This is a genomic window from Mycobacterium sp. GA-0227b (assembly GCF_001499855.1).
Taxonomy (GTDB): Bacteria; Actinomycetota; Actinomycetes; order Mycobacteriales; family Mycobacteriaceae; genus Mycobacterium.
In genome coordinates, this window is sequence record NZ_LQIK01000001.1 from 60,580 (window position 1) to 84,954 (window position 24,375).

Annotated in this window: 23 protein-coding genes and 1 pseudogene; 14 read left to right on the plus strand and 10 right to left on the minus strand. The window is 66.5% G+C overall.

Going from position 1 to position 24,375, the window contains the following annotated elements; all coding sequences use genetic code 11:
* Window positions 1-15: 15 nt before the first annotated feature.
* From AU185_RS00295 to AU185_RS00325, 7 genes and pseudogenes are all read left to right on the plus strand, one after another.
* A pseudogene (locus AU185_RS00295) lies at window positions 16-1,219 on the plus strand (cupin domain-containing protein).
* Window positions 1,216-2,109 (plus strand): ferredoxin family protein, encoded by an 894-nt coding sequence (locus AU185_RS00300; protein ID WP_059100339.1) that lies wholly within the window; start codon window positions 1,216-1,218, stop codon window positions 2,107-2,109. The pseudogene AU185_RS00295 and the gene AU185_RS00300 overlap by 4 nt, the downstream one beginning before the upstream one ends.
* 45 nt (window positions 2,110-2,154) lie before the next feature.
* Window positions 2,155-2,637 (plus strand): MarR family winged helix-turn-helix transcriptional regulator, encoded by a 483-nt coding sequence (locus AU185_RS00305; RefSeq protein WP_059100340.1) that lies wholly within the window; start codon window positions 2,155-2,157, stop codon window positions 2,635-2,637.
* Window positions 2,634-3,884, plus strand: coding sequence for an MFS transporter (locus tag AU185_RS00310; RefSeq protein ID WP_059100341.1), 1,251 nt, complete (start codon window positions 2,634-2,636; stop codon window positions 3,882-3,884). Before AU185_RS00305 ends, AU185_RS00310 begins: the two co-directional genes overlap by 4 nt.
* A gap of 239 nt (window positions 3,885-4,123) precedes the next feature.
* Window positions 4,124-4,534 (plus strand): putative copper homeostasis (lipo)protein LpqS, encoded by a 411-nt coding sequence (gene lpqS, locus AU185_RS00315; protein ID WP_059100342.1) that lies wholly within the window; start codon window positions 4,124-4,126, stop codon window positions 4,532-4,534.
* A 111-nt stretch (window positions 4,535-4,645) separates the two neighbouring features.
* Window positions 4,646-5,752 (plus strand): PLP-dependent cysteine synthase family protein, encoded by a 1,107-nt coding sequence (locus tag AU185_RS00320; RefSeq protein ID WP_059100343.1) that lies wholly within the window; start codon window positions 4,646-4,648, stop codon window positions 5,750-5,752.
* Window positions 5,752-7,017, plus strand: a complete 1,266-nt coding sequence (locus AU185_RS00325; protein ID WP_059100344.1) for an MFS transporter — start codon at window positions 5,752-5,754, stop codon at window positions 7,015-7,017. The genes AU185_RS00320 and AU185_RS00325 overlap by 1 nt, the downstream gene beginning before the upstream one ends.
* 29 nt (window positions 7,018-7,046) lie before the next feature.
* Here AU185_RS00325 and AU185_RS00330 read toward each other — a convergent pair whose 3' ends face one another.
* Entirely contained in the window at window positions 7,047-7,448 is a 402-nt protein-coding gene (locus AU185_RS00330) for a rhodanese-like domain-containing protein (RefSeq protein ID WP_059100345.1), read from the minus strand.
* A 203-nt stretch (window positions 7,449-7,651) separates the two neighbouring features.
* On the opposite strand from AU185_RS00330, the gene AU185_RS00335 reads away from it, so the two are divergent.
* Complete coding sequence (locus AU185_RS00335; protein WP_059100346.1) at window positions 7,652-8,371, plus strand: DUF1326 domain-containing protein; 720 nt, start codon at window positions 7,652-7,654, stop codon at window positions 8,369-8,371.
* 76 nt (window positions 8,372-8,447) lie between these two features.
* Here the strand turns inward: AU185_RS00335 and AU185_RS00340 are convergent, their stop codons facing one another.
* From AU185_RS00340 to AU185_RS00350, 3 genes are read right to left on the minus strand one after another with little or no spacing between them, the layout of a single operon-like run.
* Window positions 8,448-9,287, minus strand: coding sequence for an SDR family oxidoreductase (locus tag AU185_RS00340; protein ID WP_059100347.1), 840 nt, complete (start codon window positions 9,285-9,287; stop codon window positions 8,448-8,450).
* A gap of 30 nt (window positions 9,288-9,317) precedes the next feature.
* The gene (locus AU185_RS00345) at window positions 9,318-10,676 is read right to left on the minus strand and encodes a WS/DGAT/MGAT family O-acyltransferase (protein WP_059100348.1); all 1,359 of its coding nucleotides are present in this window, start codon (window positions 10,674-10,676) and stop codon (window positions 9,318-9,320) included.
* A 16-nt stretch (window positions 10,677-10,692) separates the two neighbouring features.
* Complete coding sequence (locus AU185_RS00350; RefSeq protein ID WP_059100349.1) at window positions 10,693-12,270, minus strand: FMN-binding glutamate synthase family protein; 1,578 nt, start codon at window positions 12,268-12,270, stop codon at window positions 10,693-10,695.
* 104 nt (window positions 12,271-12,374) lie between these two features.
* Between AU185_RS00350 and AU185_RS00355 the strand changes: the two genes are divergently transcribed.
* The 4 genes from AU185_RS00355 to AU185_RS00370 all read left to right on the plus strand — a co-directional run bounded on the left by AU185_RS00355 (window position 12,375) and on the right by AU185_RS00370 (window position 15,867).
* The gene (locus tag AU185_RS00355; protein ID WP_059100350.1) at window positions 12,375-13,106 is read left to right on the plus strand and encodes a ZIP family metal transporter; all 732 of its coding nucleotides are present in this window, start codon (window positions 12,375-12,377) and stop codon (window positions 13,104-13,106) included.
* 245 nt (window positions 13,107-13,351) lie between these two features.
* The gene (locus tag AU185_RS00360) at window positions 13,352-13,819 is read left to right on the plus strand and encodes a hypothetical protein (protein WP_059100351.1); all 468 of its coding nucleotides are present in this window, start codon (window positions 13,352-13,354) and stop codon (window positions 13,817-13,819) included.
* Between the two features lie 48 nt (window positions 13,820-13,867).
* Window positions 13,868-15,337, plus strand: a complete 1,470-nt coding sequence (locus AU185_RS00365) for an amidase (protein ID WP_059100352.1) — start codon at window positions 13,868-13,870, stop codon at window positions 15,335-15,337.
* 110 nt (window positions 15,338-15,447) lie between these two features.
* Window positions 15,448-15,867, plus strand: coding sequence for a PPOX class F420-dependent oxidoreductase (locus AU185_RS00370; RefSeq protein ID WP_059100748.1), 420 nt, complete (start codon window positions 15,448-15,450; stop codon window positions 15,865-15,867).
* Window positions 15,868-15,904: 37 nt separating this feature from the next.
* On the opposite strand, the gene AU185_RS00375 is transcribed toward AU185_RS00370, so the two are convergent.
* The gene (locus AU185_RS00375; protein ID WP_059100353.1) at window positions 15,905-17,068 is read right to left on the minus strand and encodes an RNA polymerase sigma factor; all 1,164 of its coding nucleotides are present in this window, start codon (window positions 17,066-17,068) and stop codon (window positions 15,905-15,907) included.
* Between the two features lie 13 nt (window positions 17,069-17,081).
* Window positions 17,082-17,489 (minus strand): YciI family protein, encoded by a 408-nt coding sequence (locus AU185_RS00380; protein WP_059100354.1) that lies wholly within the window; start codon window positions 17,487-17,489, stop codon window positions 17,082-17,084.
* A 100-nt stretch (window positions 17,490-17,589) separates the two neighbouring features.
* Between AU185_RS00380 and AU185_RS00385 the strand changes: the two genes are divergently transcribed.
* Window positions 17,590-18,363: an enoyl-CoA hydratase/isomerase family protein gene (locus AU185_RS00385; RefSeq protein ID WP_059100355.1), complete on the plus strand. Its 774-nt coding sequence runs from the start codon at window positions 17,590-17,592 to the stop codon at window positions 18,361-18,363.
* Window positions 18,364-18,376: 13 nt separating this feature from the next.
* On the opposite strand, the gene AU185_RS00390 is transcribed toward AU185_RS00385, so the two are convergent.
* The 4 genes from AU185_RS00390 to AU185_RS00405 form a co-directional block, all read right to left on the minus strand.
* Entirely contained in the window at window positions 18,377-19,222 is an 846-nt protein-coding gene (locus tag AU185_RS00390; RefSeq protein ID WP_059100356.1) for an SDR family NAD(P)-dependent oxidoreductase, read from the minus strand.
* On the minus strand, window positions 19,219-20,742 hold the full coding sequence (locus AU185_RS00395; protein ID WP_172800130.1) for a flavin-containing monooxygenase: 1,524 nt from the start codon (window positions 20,740-20,742) through the stop codon (window positions 19,219-19,221). The genes AU185_RS00390 and AU185_RS00395 overlap by 4 nt, the downstream gene beginning before the upstream one ends.
* A gap of 78 nt (window positions 20,743-20,820) precedes the next feature.
* Window positions 20,821-21,495, minus strand: a complete 675-nt coding sequence (locus AU185_RS00400; RefSeq protein WP_059100357.1) for a L,D-transpeptidase family protein — start codon at window positions 21,493-21,495, stop codon at window positions 20,821-20,823.
* A gap of 124 nt (window positions 21,496-21,619) precedes the next feature.
* Entirely contained in the window at window positions 21,620-22,756 is a 1,137-nt protein-coding gene (locus tag AU185_RS00405; RefSeq protein ID WP_059100358.1) for a glycoside hydrolase 5 family protein, read from the minus strand.
* 449 nt (window positions 22,757-23,205) lie between these two features.
* On the opposite strand from AU185_RS00405, the gene AU185_RS00410 reads away from it, so the two are divergent.
* Window positions 23,206-24,273 carry an alpha/beta fold hydrolase gene (locus AU185_RS00410; RefSeq protein WP_172800357.1) on the plus strand — a complete coding sequence of 356 codons (1,068 nt, stop codon included), beginning with the start codon at window positions 23,206-23,208 and terminating at the stop codon, window positions 24,271-24,273.
* The last annotated feature ends 102 nt before the right edge of the window (window positions 24,274-24,375 follow it).

A 24,375-nucleotide genomic window follows, 5' to 3' on the forward strand; every position in this document is an offset into this window, starting at 1 on the left:
CCAATTCTGAGCCCGATGCTGACGCGCTGCGTTGCGACCGATGCTCGACGGTTCGCCGACGAGTACTGGGGTCGCAAACCGTTGCTCAGCCGGGCCGACGCGTTACCCCGCGACTTCAGTGATCTGTTGTCTCCCGACACGGTTGACGAGTTGATCGCCGAGCGCGGGGTGCGCGCGCCGTTCATCCGGCTGGCCAAAGAGGGTGACGTCCTGTCCAAGGACTGCTATCTCGGGCCGGCTGGGTTCGGCGCCGAGATACCCGATCAGATCGACTCCGCGAAGCTGCTGAGCCAATTCGTCTCCGGCGCAACGATTGTGCTGCAGGGTCTACACCGGTTGTGGCCGCCGCTCATCGCTTTCGTCCGCCAGGCCGTCGACGAGCTCGGTCATCCGGTACAGGCCAACGCCTACGTCACCCCGCCGGTCAATCGCGGCTTCGACCCGCACTACGACGTGCACGACGTCTTCGTCTTGCAGGTCTCGGGCCAGAAGCGCTGGATCGTGCACGAGCCGGTCTTCGAGCACCCGCTGCCGTGGCAACCCTGGACACAGCATCGCGCCCAGATCGAGAAGCGGGTCGCCGACGCACCGGTCATCGACACTGTGCTGTCCGAAGGTGACGCGCTCTATCTACCGCGGGGCGCAGGCCCTGCAGATGACCTCGATCCACCTCACCATCGGGGTGGCGCCGGTGACCGGTGTCGACGTGGCCCGCGCCGTCGTGGACCAGTTGGCGAGCACCGCGTCGTTCCGGGAGTCACTGCCGATGGGCGCCTCGGACGCCGATGAGACGATGGCGAAGGTGAGCAAGGTCATGGCGCAGATGGTCGGGGCGTTGCGGGATGAGGCGGCGACGCTCAGCGCAGGCGCCGCCGCGCAACTGTCGCGGCGTCACGCCGACAGGACCCGTCCTGTCGGCGTCCGCCCGTTGGCGTCGCTCGCGGCGGCCGATCGTGCCGCCGACGCGGTGGCGCAATGGCGACACGGGCTCTCCGCGACCGTCGACCGAACCGATGACCGCATCGTCCTGCGCCTGCCCGACCGGACCATGACCTTCCCGCAGACGTGCGAAGACGCGGTCCGGACGCTGCACCTCGGAGGCGTCGTCGATGCGACGAGCCTGCCGGGTCTCGACCACGCTGACGCGACCGTCCTGATCCGGCGGCTGCTGCGGGAGGGAGTCGTCGTTCCGGTGACCTTCCCGGCCGACGCCGGATGACCGCCGCGAAGCGAATCCCGTGCAGCGACCAGTCGCTGGCCCGCGACGACCCGATGTACGGCACGGCGTCGGCGGGGTCGTCGTGGGTGCTGCTCGAGTTGAGCGGGGCGTGGGGGCCGTCGGCGTTCCTGCAGTCGCCGAACTGCATCGACCCTCAACTCGGCCGCGCCATCGTCCGCCGTGTCGAGAAGGCGGGCATGCGCATTGCGGCCATCCGACGGCATGGTCGCCGCCCCGACATTCCCCGATGGCGCTGGTACATAGCGCACTCCGGCGTCGGCAGCGAGGCGCTGCACCATGGAGAGGTCACGGGCCCCGACGGATTCCTCGAACTCGCCCTCGACGGCAGCGACGGGCAGTTGTCCACCGATCCGCTGATCGCGATCTGCTCGCACGGCAAACACGACCAGTGCTGCGCGGTACGGGGCCGCAGCGCATGCAGTGCGATCACGGCAGAGTTCCCCGAATTCACCTGGGAGTGTTCACATCTCGGCGGCGACCGCTTTGCCGCCACCATGCTCGTCCTGCCCGAAGGGCTGTGCTACGGACGGGTCGACTCGACCGATTCGGCTGGGCTGGTGCGCCTGTATCTCGACGGACGGCTGGACAACCGGTTCCTGCGCGGGCGCACATCGCTACCGCATGCCGTGCAGGCCGCGCAGTACTTCGCCCGCGAGCGCAACGGCGACGACCGCATCGACGCGCTGCACCCGCTGCACGTCGAGCGCGGAGAACATCGGATCCGCGTTCTGCTCGATGGCGGGGCGGGGCCGATCGAGGTGATCCTGCACGAGGAATTGTCCGAACCCCTGCTGTCCCAATGCCATGCCCAGGTCGCCGGCCAGGTCCGCATCTTCACGCTCGGGTCCCTGGGTTCTGCCGACGCTTAGGTCCTGCCCCGAGTAGTCACAGACGATTTCGCCGCGGATACATGTATGTGCTATGCATACTTTGTGACGCCGTCACGATACGACCAACTCGACGAACTGCTGACCCGCATCGCCATAGCGCGGCAGCGACCGAGTTGGCGGGACCGCCTTCTCGCCGGTGCCGGCCCGGTGACCAGCGCGTCCACCCTGCGGGTACTACGAGCGGTCGAGCAGTGCCAACAGCTTTCCGGCGGGGCCTCGATCCGCGAGGTCGCGGACTTCATGGCCGTCGAGCACTCGACGGCCAGCCGGTCGGTCGCCGCCGTCGTGAGCGCGGGCCTCGTCACCAAGACGTCCGCCGCCGATGACCAACGGCGGTGCACGCTGGTGCTGACCGAGGCGGGTCGTCAGGCGCTGGAGATCGTGGCCAGCCGGCGGCGCGACCTTGTCGCTGAGGTGATCGCCGACTGGCCCGAAGCCCGCGTCGACACTCTGGTCGAACTCCTCGACCGGCTGACCGAGCGATTCGAACGCGCGGCGGCCCGATGACCGCCGAGGCCACCGTCCGGTCGCAGGCGCGCGGCGCGTTCGGGTTGATCTTCGACCCGGTGTTCGGCGCGCTGTTCTGGGGCAAGATCTTTTCCGTCGTCGCGGTGTGGACGCACGGCATCGTCGCGGCGATCGTGATGTACGACGCGACCGGTTCGGCGCTGATGGTCGGAATGGTCGGCGTCGTGCAGTTCGCGCCGCAGTTGATCCTCAGCCCCACCAGCGGCAAATGGGCCGATACCGGCGACCCCGCCCGGCAGATCCTGCTCGGTCGAGTGTTGTGTGTCGCCGGTTCCGGCCTGACCGCGGCCTGGCTGTTCGCCGAACCCGCGCAATCCGGCATGTCTGCGGCGATTCCCGTGCTGCTCGGCACCCTGCTGGTCGGGTTCGGCTTCGTGGTGGGCGGACCGGCGATGCAGTCGATCGTGCCGAACCTCATCCGCGACGGCGAACTGTCGACGGCCATGGCGCTCAACAGCTTTCCGATGACGGTCGGGCGCGTCGTCGGGCCCGCCGCGGGCGCGTACATCGCCGCACATCTGGGTTCGGGGGCAGCGTTCGCGGTCAGCGCCGGACTGCATCTGGTGTTCGCGATCGTGCTCGTCGCCGTCCGCTTCCCGGCGCCGCCGGCGCGGCTCGCCGGCACGGACTTCCGCGTGCGGGTGGCACTCAGATACGTTTGGCGGGACCGTCCGCTGTTCCTGGCGCTGGTCGCGGTCACGACCGTGGGGCTCGCGTCCGATTCGTCGATCACGTTGACCCCGTCGATGGCCGACGAACTCGGCGGCGGGGCCCGCCTGGTCGGCACCCTGTCCGCGGTCTTCGGCGTCGGCGCGGCCGTCGGCATGGCGGTGCTCGCGCTGATGCGCGGCCGGCTGGCGTCACACAAGGTATCGGCGGTCGGCATGGCCGGCCTTGCGGCGGGCTGCACGGTGCTCGCCGTCGCGGCGGCGCCGGCGGTGGCGGTCGCGGGATTCGTGCTTGCCGGCCTGGGATTCGGCTGGGCGATGACCGGCCTGTCCACCGTCGTGCAGGAGCGCGCGCCCGAAGAGTTACGCGGCCGGATCATGGCGCTGTGGCTGGTCGGCTTCCTCGGTTCGCGGCCGATCGCCGCGGCGCTGCTGGGCGGTACCGCCGACGCATTCAGCGTGCAGGCCGCGTTCGCGGTCGCGGCGGTGCTGTGTGCGGCCGCCGTGCTGTGGTGCCGGCCGGCCAAGCTCGCCGGCCCGCTGCCGGCTTCTTTGTGACGGCCCACTCGCCCCACCACTAGGCTTGGGCGCGTCTCGACAATTGTTCGCTGTCACAATGCTATTCGAATGGGCTGCTAGCTATCTCGTTCTAGCGCAGGCGGTCTCGCGGCGGACACGACGTCGATGCCGGCGCTCCTCGGTGGGAGCGTTGGATGCGATACCGACGCGGTAACAACATGGCGTCGGGCCGGCGGATCGGTGGATGAGCTGCGAACCGCTGCTACATTGGAAACACTGTGGAGTACACCGACGCGGATTCCAGGATGCGATGGCCGAAAGTCGTCGCGCTGATTCTCGCGTTCTGGGTTGTCGTGGCGGGTGCGGAATGGGTTATCTCATGCCGCGAAGAGTCGTCTCACGGTCCCCATGAGCTGACCGCGAGTGTGTATGGCGGATTTGCCGTCGCGGCTGATCATCCGCACATCGAAAATCATTCGACGCATGGGGCGCCCGACGCATTCGCAGAGGCGATGATGCCTCGCGGCGCAACCGTGCTCATCGCGCTGGCACTGTTCGCCGCAGTCGCCACCGTGGCGCCGTTCTGGCGACAGGGTTCGCTGGGCGCAATTCGTGGTCCACCCCGGTGGCCGCTTGCCACCGAAAGCGGCCGGGTCCTCTTGACCCGGCTGTGCATCGCGCGTCGCTGATCGCGTAGTTCAGACCAAGCTCGCTTTTTTTCGAGTTCGGTCGGTGACAGCTACCCATCATCAGCGGCCGCGCGGTATCCGTCGCGGCTCCAACCGGAAGCGACGCGTCCCATGAACCATGTCCTGTCAGTTCACACACCCGACCCACCCTTCTCCCCCGGGCGCCGGCTTGGCCGATACGAGCGGCCAGGCACCATGGTCGGCCGCACTCCGGTGCTGCGAATCTCGGCCCCTTTCACTATCAAAGAGCGCGGCTTTTGGGCCAAGCTCGAGGGCTTCAACCCAGGCGGCATGAAGGACCGCCCTGCCTTGCACATGGTCGAGCGAGCGCGGGCCAGCGGCGCGCTGCGCCCCGGCGCCCGGATCGTCGAGTCCACGAGCGGCACACTGGGACTTGGCTTGGCACTGGCCGGAACGGTGTATCAGCATCCCGTCACCTTGGTCACTGACCCGGGCATGGAACCCATCATTCAGCGGATGTTGACAGCATTCGGGGCAGAGGTCGATGTGGTCACTGAGCCGCATCCTGCGGGCGGCTGGCAGCAAGCTCGCCGCGACCGCGTCCAACAGATCCTCTCCGCTGAGCCGCGCGCGTGGTACCCAGATCAATACAACAATCCCGACAACGTCGAGGCGTACCGTCCGCTGGCGATGGAACTGCATCAGCAGCTCGGCCACATTGACGTCTTGGTGTGTTCGGTTGGAACCGGTGGGCATTCGGCCGGAGTGGCTCGAGTCCTTCGGGAATTCAATCCCGATCTACGGCTGGTCGGCGTGGACACCGTCGGATCGACGATCTTCGGTCAGCCCGCCGACAAGCGCCTGATGCGCGGGTTGGGTTCGAGCATCTATCCCGGCAATGTCGACTACGAGGCGTTCAGCGAAGTTCACTGGGTGGCTCCAAGCGAAGCGGTCTGGGCCTGCCGGACCCTGGCTGCTACCCACTACGCCAGCGGCGGATGGAGTGTCGGCGCAGTCGCGCTCGTCGCACGTTGGGTGGCCCGCACGATGGCCGCCGACACCACTATTGCCACCATCTTCCCCGATGGGCCGCAACGCTACTTCGACACCGTGTACAACGATGACTACTGCCGAGCCCACGGCCTGCTCGGCGTTACCGCGCCCGAAGAACCGACCGTGATCGATGATCCCAAGGCACAAGTGGTGTCGTCTTGGACTCGCTGCGCCAATGTCATCGACCCCTTGGCGGCGATGTGATGATGAAGGTGGTCACACAGTTCCGAAGTTTCGGCTGGCCCAGCCGGATGCTGATGATCAATCAGTTCGGCATCAATCTCGGCTTCTACATGCTGATGCCTTACCTTGCCGGTTATTTGGCCGGGCCGCTCGGGTTGGCTGCATGGACGGTCGGACTGGTGTTGGGAGTGCGCAACTTCTCTCAGCAGGGCATGTTCATCTTGGGCGGCACACTCGCGGATCGACTCGGATACAAGCCGCTGATCGTCACAGGCTGTCTGCTGCGGACAGCCGGTTTCGGCCTGCTGGTCTTCGCCGAGTCGTTGCCGGCGTTGCTCATCGCTTCGGCAGCAACGGGATTCGCCGGGGCGTTGTTCAACCCGGCAGTTCGGGCCTACCTAGCAACGGATTCGGGTCCCCGACGCGTCGAAGCGTTCGCGGTGTTCAACATCTTCTATCAGGCCGGTATTCTGGCGGGCCCGCTCGTCGGGCTGGCCCTGATGGCCCTGGATTTCCGCACCACCGCTGCGGCCGCGGCGATCGTGTTCGCGGCTCTGACCGTCGCGCAGCTATTCGCCCTGCCTCCGCAATCCGCCGGCATGCCGGAAAACAAGACCTCTGTGCTTGCCGACTGGCGCGTCGTTGTCGCCAACCGGTCGTTTCTCTTGTTCGCTGCGGCGATGATCGGCTCCTATGTGCTGTCCTTCCAGGTGTATCTGGCGTTCCCTCTGCACGCCAGATTGCTGGAGCCCCAACAGCAGTCGCTCGTTGTGGCGGCCGTGTTCGTGGTGTCCGGCGTGGTGGCGGTGTTCGGTCAGTTGCGCATCACCCGATGGTTTGGCACGCGATGGGGCGCGGGGCGTTCCCTGGTAGTCGGCCTCCTTCTTCTGGCGGTGGCGTTTGTACCGCTCATGGTCGTACCCGACGGCGGCCGCTTCGGCCACATCGCTGCGGTAGCCGCGCTTCTGGTGGCCGCGGCGGTGCTGGCCGTCGGTTCGGCCGCGGTGTTCCCGTTTGAAATGGACACCGTTGTCTCCCTGGCGAACGACCGGCTCGTCGGTACGCATTACGGGTTTTACAACACCATCGTGGGGATCGGCATCCTCATTGGGAACCTCGGTACAGGTTCACTGATGCAAGCTGGCCGCAACGCCGGTGTGAGCGAACTTATTTGGTTCGCTCTTGCCCTGGTCGGGCTGGCTTCAGCTGCAGCGCTGTACCGACTCGACAGCACGGGCAGGCTGCGGCCGATGCCGCAAGCTGGAGTCAGCGCACCCGGCGGCTGACTGCGGCAACGTCTTTGGGTCCATTGCGGCTATTCGTCAAGCCCGATCAGCCGGCGACCGTCGGCTTGCCACGCCCGCATTCCTCCCCGCAACTCCACAATGTCGGTGTAGCCGAGATCGTGAAGTGTTTGAGCGGCCGTCGTGCTCATCGGCCCTGTCCGACAGTAGATCGCGAGGCCAGTGCTGCGATCGGCTGGAAGTCGGCCAGCCTCGGACCTGATCTGGTCGAACGGTATCGACAGGTCTGTGCCGGCGATATCGCCCTCAAAGGGAACATGAACATTGATCGTCACGCGGTGGGGTTCGTCGACCACAGCGGCGAACTCACCGGGATCGACCAGGCGAGCGGTTGACGCCTCTTCAGTGAGGGAAGTTGGCGCCGCGGGTTGCCCTTGAGAACCGCAACCACTGAGCACCAGCACGCTCACCATACTGAGCGCGGCAAGGAGTGCGGGAAAACCACCTCGACGGGCCGGCCCGGGTCTGCCCCAAGCGATAACTGCTGTCAGCTCTAGGTGCTCTCGTAGATTCCGCACGATTGCAGGATACCCCTCGGGGGTACTTGACCGCCGGCGCACAGCGCATTAATGTTCGATGCATCCCGGTACCCCCCGGGGGTATATAAGGAGCTCGAATGCCGACGACACCTTTGACCACCGACTGGCATCTCCGCGGAGATTGGTTCGACGTTTGTAGCTGTAAATTGCCCTGCCCGTGCAGCTTCGCCCAAGAGCCGACCCACGGTGACTGCTTATTCACCCTCGTCTGGCACATCCGGGACGGGCACTTCGGCGAGGTGGATCTCGCTGGATTGAACGTGGTCTCACTCGGCGAGTTCACCGGCAACATGTGGGTCGACGACCCCAGCGCCATGATGAAGCTGATGTTCTACATCGACTCCGAAGCCGATCCCGCCCAGCGTGACGCGCTGGAGCGGATCTTCACCGGCAAAGAGGGCGGCTGGCCGGCCGAATTCGCCAGCCTCATCGAGGAGTTACGGGGCATCGAGTACGCGCCCATCACGTTCGAGGCCGCAGACGACCTTGCCTACTGGCGCGCCGAAGTCCCCGGCAAGGTCGACCTCCAGGTCGCTGCACTCACCGGACCGACGTCGGATCCTGGTCGACGAGTCACCACCGCGAATGCGCCGGGGGCTGAAGTCGGGCCTGGTCAGGTTGCGACCTGGGGAGTTGTCGAACGGGACCATGCCGTGGGCTTCGATTGGTCTCACGAGCACCGCGGCCGCTCCAGCAAGCACTTCCCATTCGACTGGCGTCCCGACAGCGCAGCCGGTCCATCGGCCGAACTCGAAGCCGGCCCGGACAAGGAGGCATCATGCCGGTGCCACGCGTGAACCGCACGCGCCGATACATGAGTACGACGGCCAAACTCGCCGACCCGCTGCCGGCAGCCCGGTAACCCGGTACGCCTCAGGCGGTTTCGGCGGCTTGCCGAGCCCGTTCGGTCATCGACGCGATCACTCCGCCGTCGTTGAGGATGTCGGTGCCGGTGAGGTACCCGGCCTTGGAACTGGCGCAGAAGGCGAGTAAGTCGGCCATCTCCTCGGGCCTTCCCCACCGCGGGACCGCGGCGTCGGCGACCATCGCGCCGGCGCCGGCCTGCTCCTCCAACCGGCCCATCTCGGTGTCGATGGATCCCGGCGACACCGAGACGATGCGCAGGCCCTTACCGTTGAACCGTTCGGCCTGCGACGTGCTGTACCACCTGACGAAGCTCTTGCTCAGCGCGTAGGCGATACCCGGTCGCGCTTCTGGCGGAACGATGTCGCATGCGGCCAGCATGGCGGTCATGAATGAGTCCTGATCCGTCAGCGCTTGCGGGAACTGGCTTTTCGGGATCATCTCGTCGGGCAGCATGTGCGCAGCCATCGACGCCACGTTCACGATCGCGGCGCCCTCGGCGGCGACCTCGAAGAAGGCCTCGTCGACGTTGACCGTGCCGATCGCATTGGTGCGCATGACGTATTCGGCGTCGCCCATGCTGGGACTCACCCCTGCGGTGTGGATCACGGAGGCGATGGTGCCCAGGCCGCACGCCGTCTCGAACAGGCGGCCGACTGCCAGCCGGTCGGTCACGTCGCAGTGCACGACGGTGGCCGCGATGCCGAGATCGGCCAACGTCGCAGCCGCACCGTCGAGGCGGTCCTTTCTGACGTCGCAGAGGACGACCGTGTGGTCCGACCCCACCACCTTGGCCGTCGCTTGACCCATTCCACCCGCGCCGCCCGTGATCACCGACACTCGACTCATACCCGGACGGTATACCGCTACCGGGATGCCTCAGACACCCACCGCGCGTTCCAACTCCTTCAGTGACGTTTCGAGGTGGCCGAGCAGCCGCTGAAGATGTGGGACCCTTCGTCGATCGCCGACCAGCCCGAAGTCGAGGTTGCCGGCGCTGTTGGCCAACGTGATGTTGAGCGCCTGGCCGTCCAGCGGAATCGAGAACGGGTAGTTGCCGTCGAGGCGGGCGCCGTTCCAGTACATCGGCTCCCTGGCGCCGGGGACATTGGAGATCACGATGTTGAACGGCGGCGGCGCGGTCGCGACGAAACCCGGCAGCAGCGCGAGTGCGAGCCCGCCGATCAGCATCGCCGACACCGCCAGTTGCTGGACTCGCGGCAGTTCGGAATAGACCCTCTTGTTGTCGCGCATCGAGGTGGCAATGGCGTCGAGCCGCCGCACCGGATCGTCGAGATCGGTGGCGAGGTTGCACAGGATCGCGCCGACCAGGTTGCCGCCGCCGTCGGCGTCCTTCTCGGTGCGCAGGTTCACCGGCACCATCGCGACCAGTGGGGTGTCGGGCAGCGCGTTCTCGTCGGCCAGGTACTCGCGCAGCGCGCCCGCGCACATCGCCAGCACGACGTCGTTGACGGTCACCCCGGCGGCGCTCTTGACCTTCTGGATGCGCTCCAACGCCCAGGACTGCGCGGCGACCCGTCGAGCCCCGCCGATGCGGACGTTCAACATGGTCTTCGGGGCCCGGAACGGAAGCGTGAGTTCCTGTTCCAACAGCGCCGCGCGGGCCAGCGTCAGCGTGGTCGGCGCGGCGCCGACGACCGAGCCGGCGGCCTGGCTCAACGTCTGCAGCAGCGACGAACCGGTCTTGGCGCCAGTCCCGCGGCGAGGCGGCAGACTCCAAGGCGCCCGGACATCCGTGTCGGCCGGATCGGTCGTCAACGACCGCTGCATCAGCTTGCTCGCCGACACGCCGTCGATCAGCGCGTGATGGAACTTCGTGTAGACCGCGAAGCGCCCGTCGTCGAGGCCTTCGATCAGGTGCGCCTCCCACAACGGGCGATGACGGTCGAGCAGGGTGCCGTGCAGCCGCGACACCAGCTCGAGCAGCTCACGCACCCGACCGGGCGCGGGCAGTGCCGAGCGGCGCAGGTGATACTCGAGGTCGACCTCCTTGTCGGACGACCAGACCAGGTTGGTGACCCCGCCGAAGAACGCCGGATGCTTACGGAACGTGGACTGGATGTTGGTCTGCTCGACCAGGGCGTCGTAGGTTTCGCGCAGGAATTCGGGCCCCGCTCCATCCGGTGGCGCGAACAGCTGCAGACCACCGACATGCATTGGGTGCTCGCGGGATTCGCCCAGTAGAAAGATCAGGTCGGTCGGCGATATCGGTTGCATACAGCCTCCGGGCGTGTCATCCGACGGCGGACGTCGATGCCGGCGCGGAGTCGCCCTGCGGCTCACGAACCGACATCAACCGGACGATCTCCTTGCGGTCGGCCGCGGACGGCAGGCCCATGTCCGGCTCGTAACCGTACACCTCGTGCAACGGCGTGGAAGCGGTTCGGGTGTCGAGGATGTCCACCGCGTCGGTGGTGATCAGCCCGGGATGCTCGACACCACACGCCTCGGCCACCTTGACCAGGTCGCGGCGCAGCGTCTTGATGTAGTTGGCCACGCGTTCGGCCTTGACGTCGGGCACCAGGCCTCGGGCCAACCACGCGTTCTGGGTGGCGACTCCGGTGGGGCATGTGTCGGTGTGGCATTTCAGCGCCTGGACACACCCGATCGCGAGCATCGCCTCCCGCGCGACGTAGACCATGTCACAGCCGAGCGCGAAGCCGACAACGGCGTTGTCCGGCAGCCCGAGCTTGCCGGCGCCGATGAAGACGAGGTCTTCGTGCAGGCCCCGCTCGGCGAAGATCCGGTACGTCTGGGCGAAGCCGAGTTGGAAGGGCAGTGACACGGTGTCGGTGAAGATCAACGGCGCCGCGCCGGTGCCGCCCTCGCCGCCGTCGATCGTGACGAAGTCGACGCCTCGGCCCGTGTCACGCATGAGATCGGCGAGTTCGTGCCAGAAGTCGAGGTCACCGACGGCCGACTTGATCCCCACGGGCAGGCCGGTTTCGGAGGCGAGCAGTTCCACCCAGTCGAGCAGGCTGTCGGTGTCGGAGAACTCGGCGTGCCGCGATGGGCTGACGCAGTCGCGCCCCTCCGGAACGCCTCGGGCGGCCGCGATCTCGCTGGAGACCTTGGGCGCCGGTAACAGCCCGCCGATGGTCGGCTTGGCGCCCTGGCTGAGTTTGATCTCCAAGGCTCGCACCGGCGCACCGGCCACCACATCCTTGAGCTTGTCGATGTCGAAACGGCCTTCGGCGTCGCGGCAGCCGAAGTACGCGGTGCCGATCTGGAAGATCAGTTCACCGCCGTGACGGTGATAGCGCGAAATGCCGCCCTCTCCCGTGTTGTGCAGGCAGTCGGCCATCACCGCTCCCTTGTTCAACGCCTCGACGGCGTTGGCCGACAGCGACCCGAAGCTCATCGCCGAGATGTTGACCACCGAGTGCGGTCGGAATGCGCCCGGCCGGCCCCGCGCCGCGCCGATCACCTTGGCGCACGGCACCTTTGTCTCGAGCGTCGCGGTCGGCGCCGACGGGGGCACGGCACGAGTGAACGTGCGGTGCTTGATGACCGGGTAGCCGGACGTGTATTCGAGGTCGTTGTCGGTGCCGAACCCGAAGTAGTTGTTCTCTTTCTTGGCCGAGGCGTACACCCACCGACGCTGGTCGCGGGTGAACGGACGCTCTTCGTCGTTGGCCGCGACGATGTACTGCCTCAGTTCCGGTCCGACGGACTCGAGCAGATACCGGGCGTGCCCGACGAGAGGGAAGTTGCGCAGCAGCGCGTGCTTCTTCTGGAAGAGATCACGCGCTGCCACGGCACCCAACGTCGATGCGGCCACGGCAGCGAGACCACGAACAGTGCGGCCCATGCCGTCAGTGTTTCCAGCCACCGGCGGACCGAAACCGACTCGGCGTCGAACGAGCCGACGGCGTCTCGGGTTTGAAAGATCACCGGGCGGGGCATCAGGGCCCGGTGTTGACAGCTGTCTGGTTCGGTTTGGCCGCATCCAGCGCGCTTGTCATCGGCTCGCTCATCGGCGCGAAATGGAGTCCACCGAAAACGCTGACCGGTGTGCTCCTCGCATTCGCCAGCGGAGCGTTGATCTCGGCCCTGGCCTTCGAGCTGTTCGAAGAGGCATTCAAGATGGGTGGTCCGGCGCGATCGGGCCTCGGATTGCTCGCGGGCGCCGCGACGTTCGTCGCTGTCGACACCGCCCTGGACAAGTACATCAGCGGGAAGTCGGGCCCCGACAGCCGGGAAGTGGCGGGCTCCGGAACGCGCGGCGGGGTCGGCCTCGCGTTGTTGGCGGCGGTGACGCTGGACGGGGTGCCGGAGAACCTCGCGCTGGGCGTGTCGCTGGTCGGCGGCGCGTCGCTCTCGCTATTGGTCGCGATCTTCTTCTCCAATCTGCCGGAATCGCTCGTGGGTGCGGTCGCGATGCGGAACTCGGGAACCAGCGCGCGCGCGGTCGTCATCACCTGGTTGCTCTGCGCGTTGCTTCTGGCCGCCGCGGTGGTGTTCGGCCGGTCGGTCGCGGCGGGGATGAGCGAAACCGTGCTGGCAGTGGCGCTGTCGTTCGCCGGCGGCGCGGTGCTGGCCTCGCTGGCCGACACGCTCATGCCCGAGGCGTTCGAACACGGCCGCCCGCTGAACGCCTTCGCAACCGCGGGCGGGTTCTTCCTGTCGTTCGTGCTGGCCGGCTGACGCGGCCGGGTCTGGCCGCGGGCTGCTCGTCGCCGTGGGCTGAATTTTGCGCCCACGGTCGTGGCTTGCGCGATTACACAGCCCTCCACGCGAAAACGAGCGCTCCGGCGCTCGGCGAGTCAAACAATCGGTCGCCGGACCGTTATCAAGGTTTGCCTCAACTGTCACATGGGTAACTTCTATAACAGGGCGGTGAGTCGATGCCGGCCCTTCATCACGAAGAAAGAGACGAATGGGAATTCAGAATGAACACCGTCCTGTACTTCAGCACCAGCGGCGCGGTCTATGAGACCCGCGCCTACACCGAGGCCGACATCGATCATCTCGTCGAGGATCAGAGCCTGCAGTCCCTGACCAGCGCTGACCGGCAATTCGACTTCTGGTTCAGCCCGTCGACGCGCGGGTGCCAGCGGCGCACCAACCGAAAAGCCACTGAACTGCTGCTGGCGACAACAACTTTCACGCCGAGGACGGTGCCGCTGCTGCATGGCTGCGTTGTCGTGGCCACGCATGACGAAGACGGCGATCTCGACGGGCTCAGCTGGCAACAACTCGAGCTTCTGGTCAGCAGGCGCCGCTCACTGAGCAAGCGCGACGAGCGGGTGCTCAATCGGCGGATGACGCGCGACGATCGCAGTCAGCGGCGCTTTGCCCCGATCACTCCGGCCGTTCCCGTCGGCTGCGCAAGACCGCGCTCAGCGGCCAACCGCTGACATTGACGTGACACCGCACGCCGGAGCCGGAACACGTACGGTCAGGCGGTGAAGTTCGACGAGTACCGGGCACACGACGCGACGGGGTTGGCCAAGCTGGTCGCCGACAAAGAGGTGACCGCCGCGGAGTTGCTGGACGTGGCGAAGGAGCGGGCTGCGGCGGTCAACCCGCGGATCAACGCGATCGTGCGCGACGTTCCCGCATCGCCGACCGACGAGCTCAGCGGCCCCTTCGCCGGCGTGCCGTTCCTGATCAAGGACCTCGCGCAAGACTACGCCGGGCTGCCCAGCTCGCGCGGATCGCGCGCCCTGATGTCGACGCCGGTCGAAGAGCATTCGGCGATCGTCCAACGGTGGATCGACGCCGGCCTGGTCATCTTCGGCAAGACCAACACGCCGGAATTCGGGACCAAGGGAATCACCGAGCCGGACGCCTGGGGTCCCGCCCGCAATCCGTGGGACTTGACGCGGACGCCGGGTGGCTCGTCGGGCGGATCGGCGGCGGCGGTCGCGGCGGGAATCGTGCCGTGCGCGGGCGCGAACGACGGCGGCGGATCGATCCGCATCCCGGCGGCCTGTTGTGGGCTGGTCGGCCTGAAACCGAGCCGCGGGCTGACACCGTCGGGCCCCGCGACGGGTGAGTCCATGCACGGCGCGGCGGTGCAGGGCGTGGTGTCCCGGACGGTGCGCGACACCGCGGCGATGCTCGACGTCATCCGCGGTGGTGAGCCGAGCGGACCGTACGTGCCCGGCGTGCCGGACTTCCCGTTCGCGTCATGTGTGGGCGCCGATCCCGGCACGTTGCGGATCGGCGTGCGGATTCCGTCGGCGATCAACCCGACGCCGCACCGTGAGGCCGTCGCGGCCGTCGAGTCGACGGTACGGACGCTGACGGATCTGGGTCACCACGTCGAGGAGCTGCCGCACGCCCCGTTCGACGACGCGGCCCTCGCCCGCGACTTCCTGCTCACCTGGTTCGTCTACACCGCGTGGGAACTCGACGAGGCGAAACGGATCTCCGGCGCAGGTGACGAGTCCTTTGAACGGGACACGCTGATCCTGGCCGCGCTCGGCCGGGCGACGAGCGGTGTCGATTACGTGGACGCCGTCGAGCGGCGCCACGACCATACGCGGCGGCTGACCACCTTCTTCGAGTCCTACGACCTCCTGTTGACCCCCACGTTGGCGACCCCGCCGCCGAAGATCGGCGAGTTCGATCTCCCGGTCGGGTTGCAGCGCGCCGCCGACGTGCTGATCAAGACGCGCACCGCCCGGCTACTGCGCTACACCAAGATCGTCGACGACATGGTGGACAAGAACCTCGGGTGGGTGCCGTACACGCAGCTGGCGAATCTCACCGGAAGACCGGCCATTTCGCTACCTCTGCACTGGACCGCGGATGGCCTGCCACTCGGCGTGCAATTCGTCGCACCCCTGGCCGGCGAATCGCTGCTCATTCGGCTCGCCGCCCAACTCGAGCAGGCGGTGCCCTGGGCGGATCGCGTCGCTGGGCTCTAAGCCCGAGCTCGATTCCACTCGGTCGATGAGCAACTCGCTGAGATCAAGGACTTGATCGTCGACCGCCACGATTGACTGCACGAGCACCTCGTCGCCCTACAGTGAACGTCATGCAACTGACCGACGATGTGATCGCATTCCTCTCCGAGGGCACGCGAACGGGGAAGCTAGGTTATGTCGCATCAGACGGCAGACCGCTTGTGGTGCCGGTGTGGTTCATCGTCGACGGGCAACAACTCGTGTTCAACACCGGTAAGCACACCGCCAAGGGCCGCGCGTTGCTACGCGACCCGCGGGTCGTGCTATGTGTCGACGACGAGCAGCCGCCGTACGGCTTCGTTCAGATCCAAGGCACGGCGTCGATAAGTGAAGACCCGGCAGAACTCATCGACACCGCGACTCGGATCGGTGGACGCTACATGGGGGCCGACCGTGCCGAGGAATTCGGCCGGCGCAACGGCGCGCCCGGCGAGCTCGTCGTCCGAATTTCGCCGAACAAGGTGATCAAAGCGTTCGACGTCGCCGATTGATTCGAGCGCGCAAAAGACCCGGGGATGCGGGACAAATTCAGCTCGAACCGTCCGGCGGACGCTGACGAAGGGTGGCCGCGCGCATCGTGAGGTGATTGCGCTCGGCCAAATTCTGCGCCTTCGCGGCGGCCTCCACGTAAAGCGTTGCTGCCGTTGCGATGTCACCCGCACGCTCGTGTAGGTAGGCCGCCGATGCGGTGTAGCGCGGGAGCGTCGGGTCGACATCGGCGAGTGCGGCAAGTCCCGCCTGCGCGCCGTCGGCCTCCCCGACGGCGACGGCGCGGTTGAGCCGCACGACCGGGCTGTCGGTCAGCCGCAGCAGTTCGTCGTACCACTCCACGATCTGCACCCAGTCGGTCTCGTCGGCCCGCTGAGCGTCGGCGTGAAGCGCCGCGATCGCGGCTTGCGCCTGATACTCGCCGAGCCGGTCGCGCGACAGCGCGGCCTGCAGCACGGCCACGCCGTCGGCGATCAGGTCGCGCCGCCACAGGCCGCGGTCCTGTTCGGCAAGCGGCACCAGGCTGCCGTCGGCGCGGGTCCGCGCCGGGCGCCTCGCGTGGTGAAGAAGGAAGAGCGCAAGCAGCCCGGCGACCTCGGGTTCGTCGGTGGCGGCGGCGAGTTGGCGAGCCAGCCGGATCGCTTCCGCGGCAAGGTCCACTTCGCCGGTGTAGCCCTCGTTGAACACCAGGTACAGCACGCGCAGCACGGTGCCGAGGTCGCCGGGCCGATCCAGCCGGACGGCGCTCACCGTGCGTTTGGCTCGGCTGATCCGTTGGGCCATCGTCGATTCGGGCACGAGGTAGGCCTGCGCGATCTGCCGGGTGGTGAGACCGCCGACGGCCCGCAGGGTCAGCGCGACGGCCGACGCGGGGGTGAGGCTGGGATGCGCACACAGGAAGTACAACTGCAGCGTGTCGTCCACGGAAACAGCCGGCCCGGGCGCCGGTTCGTCGAAGGCCTGGAGCTCACGACGATGCCGCGCGGTGTCGGACCGGGTGAGGTCGATGAACCGCCGCCATGCCGCGGTGATCAACCAGCCCTTGGGATCGGCGGGATATTGATCGGACCCCGCCGCCCACCTTTCACTGGCGCGCAGCAGCGCCTCCTGAACCGCGTCCTCTGCGGTCGCAAAGTCCGCCCCACGGCGGACGAGGGCCGCCAAGACCCCCGGAATCAGGTCCCGTAGCTGGGCCTCGTCCACCAGCCGCCACCACCTATTCGGTGACCGTCGGCGGAGCGGTCAGAAAAGGCCGGACCTCCAGCCATTCGTGGATCGGCTCACCGCCCGCTCCGGGTGCCGCGGACAACTCGCCGGCCAATTCGACGGCACGCTCGTAGGAGTCGACGTCGATGATCATCCACCCGGCGACCAGGTCCTTGGTTTCGGCGAAGGGGCCGTCGGTCACCGGCGGCTTGCCTTCGCCGTCGTAACGGACCCACGCCCCCTCCGGGGCCAGCGCCTGGCTGTCGACGTACTCGCCGGTGGCCTGCAGGCGCGCCGCGAAGTCGTTCATGTACTTCATGTGCGCCTCGATCTCGGCGGGGGTCCACTGGTCCATCGGCACGTCGTTCACGGCCGCCGGCGCGCCTCGGTAGTGCTTGAGAAACAGGTACTTCGCCATCGTTCTCCCTTTCGGATCGACGACCCTGATTGGTCGCTCACCCGTGGGACGGAGCCGTCACGACATTCTCGACATCCGCCCCCGTGGCTATGGTGCAGCCATGAACCTCGTCACCTACGAGTTGGCCGACCACATCGCCACCATCACACTCAATCGCCCCGAGGCGCGCAACGCCATCAACGGCGCGCTCCGGCAAGATCTGAACGCGGCCTGGGAACGCTTCCGCGACGACGAGGACGCGTGGGTCGGCATCCTCACCGCGAACGGTGACGTGTTCTGTGCCGGCGGCGACCTCAAGGACGGCGAGGGTTCGGTCGGCACCTTCGGCGGCACCTTCTGGGAGAAGCCGACGATCAATTCGTTCGAGAGCGGCATGGAACTCTTCAAGCCCACGATCGCGGCCGTCAACGGTGCATGTATCGGCTACGGGCTGACCGGCGTTCTGTTCTGCGACTTCGTGATCGCGTCCACCACCGCGACCTTCGCGTTTCCGGAGGTGTCGCTCGGAGTGCCCACGATCGTCGGGGCGATCCGGCTCCCCGAGCGCGTCCGGTGGGCCGACGCCATGGAACTGTTGTTGACCGGAAAACCGATGTCGGCCGAACGCGCCAAGGAGATCGGCCTGGTGTGGCGCATGGTCGCGCCCGACGATTTGCAAGCCGAAGCGCGCGCGTGGGCCCGGACACTCACCGAGGCGGCGCCGCTGGCGCAACGGGCCACCAAGGAGGTGGCGTCGCGCACCGCCAACATGGGTTGGATCGAGTCTGTCCGGTTCGGGGAGACGATGCGCAAGGTGGCCGCCGCCACCGAGGACGTCGGTGAGGGGTTCCGAGCCTGGCAGGTGAAACGCCAACCGCAATGGCGTGGGCGCTGAACGCGGCGAAGACCTAACCGAACGTTCGCTTCTCCCACCAGAGAACCATCCGCGCATGAGCCCGCGGGAGTACGCGGACCAGCAGGTCGACGCCTTTGGCGTCCCTGCCCACCAGTATTCGACTGCGGTTCGCCGCGACCCCGGCCAGGATCGTCTCGGCGGCCCGAACCGGCGACATCTTGAGCAGTTTCGCGTTGTACGCCTCGGCCCGGTGCCGCTGCTGGTCGGTGATCTCGCGGCCGGCACGCTCGGCCTCGGCCAGCGCCGACGTCGCAATGTTCGTGGCGATGCCACCCGGATGCACCACGGTCACCCGCACCGGATGGCCTTCGGCAAGCATCTCGGCGCGTAGGGATTCGGTGAACCCGCGAACCGCGAATTTCGTTGTGCAGTAAGCCGACATCGATGCTTGCGCCAGCAACCCGTTCAGGCTGGAGATGTTCACGACATGCCCGTCGCCGGAGGCGATGAGGTGTGGCAGGAACTCTTTGGTGCCGTTGATGACGCCCCACAGGTTGATGTTGACGATGCGTTCGTAGGTTTCGTAATCGCCCTCGAGCAGAGGCGCGGCACCGCCGGCGACGCCGGCGTTGTTGTAGAGCTGATTGACGGCGCCGTGGTGTTCGGCCACGGCCGTTGCGTAGTCCCGCACCGCGCACCGGTCACTCACGTCGAGCACTGCGACGTGAGGCTGCCTGCCGACAGCGCTGACCCTCGCGGCCGTGCTGCGCAAGCCTTCTTCGTTGACGTCCGATATCGCTGTCAGTGCTCCGCGGCGGGCCAGCCCGATGGCCAACGCACGTCCGATTCCCGACCCGGCACCGGTGACCACCGCCACCTTCCCGTCGAACGAACTCACGGCACCTCCACTGTTCGGGGCGATGCCGCCGTCTCGTAGGCGTCGATGTCGAAACGCTTGGTCTGCTTGCGGAATCTGAACGTGAAGTCGGGCCAGAGGGTGGTGTTGTTGCCGTGGGCGTCGAGATACCAACTGGCGCAGCCACCTGTCATCCACACCGAGTTGGTGAGTTTGCGCTGCAGTTCTTCGTTGTACGCGTCCTGCTCGTCCTGGCGGACATCCAGACGGCTCAGGCCGCGGCTCTCCATGGTGGTGATGGCGTCGACCACATAGTTGAGCTGGGATTCGATCATGTACACCATCGACGTGTGGCCGAGCCCGGTGTTCGGCCCGATGAGGATGAACATGTTGGGGTAGCCGGCGATCGTCGTGCCCTTGTAGGCCCGCATCCCCTTGTCGGCGAAGGTCTGGCTCAGGGTCCGCCCGTCGCTGCCGCAGATCGTCTCGAACATCGGCGAGTCGGTGACGTGGAATCCGGTCGCCACGACGATTGCGTCGACCTCTCGGGCGGTGCCGTCGGCGGTGATGATGCTGTGGCCGTCGATCTGACGGATGCCGTCGGTGATGAGGTCCACGTTCTCGCGGTCCAGCGCGGGATACCAGTCGTTGGCGATGAGCATGCGCTTGCACCCGATACGGAAGTTCGGTGTCACCTTGCGCCGTAGTTCGGGGTCGCGGATCTCAGCGCGGATCTTGGCGCGGGAGATGAACTCGAACAGCTTCATCAGGCGAGGGTTCTTCGCCAGCCCGAGCACTTGGGTCTCGCGCGCGGCGTAGATGCCTGCACGGGCCAGCCGCAGCACACCCGGGATGTTGCGGAAGATCCACCGTTCGATGCGGGTGAAAGGACGATCGAAGCGCGGCAGCAGCCACGGCGCCGTGCGCTGATAGACGTCGATGTGCGCGACGGTGTCAGCGATCGCCGGAACGATCTGGATCGCCGACGCGCCGGTGCCGATGACCGCGACGCGCTTACCGGTCAGGTCCGCATCGTGGTTCCACTGCGCCGAATGGAACAACTCTCCGTCGAAGTCGTCGATGCCCGGGATCGGCGGCAGAGCCGGTTCGGCAAGGGCGCCGAACGCGCCGATGACCACATCGGCTGTCATCGCCCCATGGCTCGTCGAGAGCTCCCACCGGTGCTGCTCCTCCTGCCACGCCACTCGTCTGACGTCACAACCGAATACGTGCCGATCCAGGACACCGGCGCGGCGCGCGACGCCACGGATGTACTCCTCGATCTCGGCCTGATTGGAGAACGACCGGGTCCAATTCGGGTTCAGCGCGAACGAATACGAGTACAGATGGGACGGAACGTCGCACGCCGCACCCGGATAGGTGTTGTCGCGCCAGGTGCCGCCGACGTCGTCGCCGCGCTCGAGCACGATGAAGTCGCGGTGTCCGGCCTCGTTCAACCTCACCGCCGCACCCAGGCCGGAGAACCCGCTTCCGATGATGGCGATGTGCGTGTGACCGGGGAGGGGCTCTGACTGCGGCCGGATCACTGGTTCGTCAGACACGGCGCCCCCTATCCACGGTCCCGTAGGTAGGTAGTAGTAGCCGCTTGCGCCGCTCCTTACACCACGTCGGTCAGCCGGTCACGCCCGTGACGGCACAAGCGACGGGCTCCCGACGCCGATGGTGATCCGCGGGGCAGCCGACGGATCCAGCCACTTCAGCACCGAGCGCATCTCGTCACGGCCGATGGCCACACATCCCCAGGTCGGGTTGCCGTCGGTCACGTGGAGAAAGATTCCGGAGACCCGCCCCGGGATGCGTTGCGGGTTCACCGCGATGTTGACGGCGTAGTCGTAGACGGGTCCGGAGTCGTAGAGGTTCTCCGCTATCGACGACGGTTTGCGTGGTCCGCGCACGTGGGTGTTGTACGTGGGCGAGTCAGCGTCCTCGTCCCACCAGTCCTGGTTGGTGGTCTGGAAGTACGGCATCTTGGTGCCGGGATTGGGTTCGCGCCCGAAGGCTTGGTCGAACGTGAACGTTCCGACGGGGGTGCGGTGGACACCGTCGGCGGGGGCGCCGACGCCGAGCGCACCCACTTTCGCGGGTGTCGGGCCCAAGACCGCTTTCCATTGTCGGCCCACCCGCTGGAAGGCGGTGAGGGTTCCTGAAGTTGCGTTCTCAGCGGGTACGCCGACAACGATCCACTGTGTGGACTGCCCGGCGGGCGCAGTCGCGGGCTGGGCCGCAGCGGGCGCAGCGAGTGACACACTCAGGAGCAGGGCCCCGAGTTGCGCCAGTGCTTTTCGCAGTTTCACAGGTACCTCGGGACCGGGAACGAACCAGCATTCTTTGACGAGTCCGGTGATCTTCTCAGAGACTTCCGCGCGATCGGGTCACCGAGATCCGTTCGCTATCAAAGAGAAATGCGGTCGCGACAGCTCAGCTGGCGTTGCTCACCCCGGCCAGCTTCTGGATGACGCGTATCTCGTTGTTGTCATGGGCCCGTCCGTCGGGGTGAATGAGGTCGCTGAACCACGTCTCCGGAAGCGTCGTGTAGGGGTCCTGCCACGAGTCCCACGGCAGGTACGTCTGCGTTCGACCAGCGACGAACCCCCAGTTGTACGCCGCGACATTGCGCCTCTTGGCAATCGGCAGTATCCCTTCGACGGTGCTGCCCAGGTTCCGCGCCAAATACTCCGTGCACAGGATCGGGCGGCCCAGCGGCGTGAGTTCGTCGATGCGGGCCTCGAATTCGGCGGGGTCGCCGTAACTGTGAAAGCTGATGACGTCTGATTGCTCGAGTTGAATGCTGCAGATCTTGCTGCGGCTTGCCGGGTCTCTCCAGTGGCCTTGCCACACACCGCTGGTCAACGGTTGAGTCGGATTGACCGCACGCGCCCACTGGAAGACGTGCGGTAGGAACGCTGCGACGAGTTCCAGCTTGTCCTCGTGTTCGACCTCGCGGTAGTCGCGCGCCGGGTTGTCCGGCTCGTTCCAGACGTCCCATCCCAGGACGCGTGGATCGTCGCGAAGCAGGCCCACCACCCCGGTCACATAGCTTTGCAGCACGCGGGTGTAGTCAGGATCCTGCAGCCGGTGAGCGCCCGGGCTCTGCACCCAACCGGAGTTGTGCACCCCTTTGATCGGCGGGCGTTGGCGACCCGCCCGCGGCAACGGATCCCAGCACGAGTCGAACAGGACGAAGAGCGGCTTGATGTTGTGACTCGCCGCGATCGAGACGAACTGAGATAGCCGCTGGCTGAAGCCCGCCCGGTCGGTAGCCCACAACTGGTCGTGCAGAAACACCCGCATGGTGTTCATCCCGATCCGCTTGGCCACGCTGAGTTCACCGTCGATACGGCGTGCGTCGTAGGTGCCCGCCTGGAACATCTCCAGCTGGTTGACGGCGTTGGAGGTGACGTAGTTCGCGCCGAGCAGCCAGCCCTGTTTCGCGTACCAGGCGTTGGCGCGGTCAGCCGACCATCGACCCGTCGCGCCGGATGCGGACGGAAGCTTGGTCAGCGCCGCGGCCGCTGCCAGGTACAGCGGAAGTTTGAGAGCCGTTCTGCGGTGCACCAATTGAACATAGTGTTTGTATCCGAACCGTCGCTTCGCGGGGCTCTTCCTGCAACACAACAGTTTTCGAATCGTTATAGACCAAGGCGATCGGGGATGCACGCCCACGCTCCGAATCAGATGGGACGGCTCAGCCGCTGTCCTCCGTAATGTGCGGATGCAAAACTGAGTCGGATCAATGAAAGAGGTGATCACCTATCGGCTCGGATCGATCGGCAGACAGGTACATTCGCTGGCTGCTTCTGAGTTTCGCGACCGTCTTCGTTGTCGTAGTCAGTTGGATCGTCGCAATCGTCACTGCGGCCGTCGTCGCGTTGCAACTGGCTGATGTTCGGCTCCTGCTGGGCATGGCAGTTGGTGCGTGTTTGGTTGTGGCCGGTGCAGGAGCATGGCTCGCGGCTCGTAACTTCCGCCGCCACCGTCGGGCCTACGCGATGGTCACCGCGCTCGTGAGTGCGTTCATACTCGCCGCGGCCGGATCGTTCGTGGTGCTGCATCCGTTACCGAGTGCACGGCCGCCGGACAAGTCGACGGCCGCGCCGGATGGCGTGCGTTATTGGGACCTGCCCAACGGGTCGCGTTTGGCCTACCGACACCTCTCCGCGGTCGGCCCAGCGCGGCCCACCCCGGTAATCGTTGTTGGCGGCGGGCCCGGCGAAGCCGTCGTGAGCGACCCGGCGAATGCCGGACCCTTCCGCGGGCTGACCCGCCTCGGGTACGAGGTTTACCTCTACGATCAGCTCGGCGCCGGCCTGTCGGCGCGGCTCAACGACCCGGCCGGCTACACCGTCGCCCGGCATGTCGACGATCTTGATGCGATCCGCGAGCAGCTGAACGCCAACGAGATGATTCTGGTCGGCGCCTCCTGGGGAGGAAGCCTGATTGGCAGCTACCTCGCCGCCCACCCGACCCGGGTCGCAAGAGCCGTCCTGACTTCCCCGGCCCCGATGGACTATGCCCGGTGGCCCGATGCCGGTGACATCGCTGCCCGCCTGCCCGACGAGGCGCGACAGCGTGCCGAACGCCTTATGCCCAACAACTTCCGCTTCATGATCTGGTACTTACTCGGCAGCATCAACCCGAGGGCGGCTCACGATCTCCTGCCCGACAGCGAGGCCGATGCCTACTTCGACACGTTCTTGACCATCGTCCGCCCGGCGACCGTCTGCGACCCGACGAAACTACCCGAAACTTTCGGAACAGGAAATGGCCTCTACGCCAACGTGTTCACCGTCCGCGACGCGGTATCAGGGGCTCAATCCGCTGTGCCACAACAGCTGCGAAGCAACGACACACCGGTGTTGATCATCACCGGCACATGCAACTACGTTCCCTGGGAACCGACCGCCGAATATGCAACCACCCTTCCGCGAGCAACACTCGTCTGCCTGCCGCACGCAGGACATGACGCCGACGTCGATCAGCCTGATCTGTACCGGCGACTGGTCCAGGACTTCCTGCTCGGCGAACCACTCCCGATGCCTGCCACCGCACCCACTCAGCCATGTCACCCCTGAGGAAGGTCTCGGATGTCCTTGCGCCACCGTTGTCAGCCGGCGATCGGACCGTGAAAATCTAGCCTCAGTCCAGGAACCGATACTCGACGTCGAATGAGCGGT

Bases quoted from the DNA above. Each gene is read 5' to 3' on its own strand.
- AU185_RS00300 (WP_059100339.1), top strand. From the start codon at position 1,216: ATGACCGCCGCGAAGCGAATCCCGTGCAGCGACCAGTCGCTGGCCCGC.
- AU185_RS00305 (WP_059100340.1), top strand. From the start codon at position 2,155: ATGTGCTATGCATACTTTGTGACGCCGTCACGATACGACCAACTCGAC.
- AU185_RS00310 (WP_059100341.1), top strand. From the start codon at position 2,634: ATGACCGCCGAGGCCACCGTCCGGTCGCAGGCGCGCGGCGCGTTCGGG.
- AU185_RS00320 (WP_059100343.1), top strand. From the start codon at position 4,646: ATGAACCATGTCCTGTCAGTTCACACACCCGACCCACCCTTCTCCCCC.
- AU185_RS00325 (WP_059100344.1), top strand. From the start codon at position 5,752: ATGATGAAGGTGGTCACACAGTTCCGAAGTTTCGGCTGGCCCAGCCGG.
- AU185_RS00330 (WP_059100345.1), bottom strand. From the start codon at position 7,448: ATGGTGAGCGTGCTGGTGCTCAGTGGTTGCGGTTCTCAAGGGCAACCC.
- AU185_RS00335 (WP_059100346.1), top strand. From the start codon at position 7,652: ATGCCGACGACACCTTTGACCACCGACTGGCATCTCCGCGGAGATTGG.
- AU185_RS00340 (WP_059100347.1), bottom strand. From the start codon at position 9,287: ATGAGTCGAGTGTCGGTGATCACGGGCGGCGCGGGTGGAATGGGTCAA.
- AU185_RS00345 (WP_059100348.1), bottom strand. From the start codon at position 10,676: ATGCAACCGATATCGCCGACCGACCTGATCTTTCTACTGGGCGAATCC.
- AU185_RS00350 (WP_059100349.1), bottom strand. From the start codon at position 12,270: ATGGGCCGCACTGTTCGTGGTCTCGCTGCCGTGGCCGCATCGACGTTG.
- AU185_RS00360 (WP_059100351.1), top strand. From the start codon at position 13,352: ATGAACACCGTCCTGTACTTCAGCACCAGCGGCGCGGTCTATGAGACC.
- AU185_RS00370 (WP_059100748.1), top strand. From the start codon at position 15,448: ATGCAACTGACCGACGATGTGATCGCATTCCTCTCCGAGGGCACGCGA.
- AU185_RS00380 (WP_059100354.1), bottom strand. From the start codon at position 17,489: ATGGCGAAGTACCTGTTTCTCAAGCACTACCGAGGCGCGCCGGCGGCC.
- AU185_RS00385 (WP_059100355.1), top strand. From the start codon at position 17,590: ATGAACCTCGTCACCTACGAGTTGGCCGACCACATCGCCACCATCACA.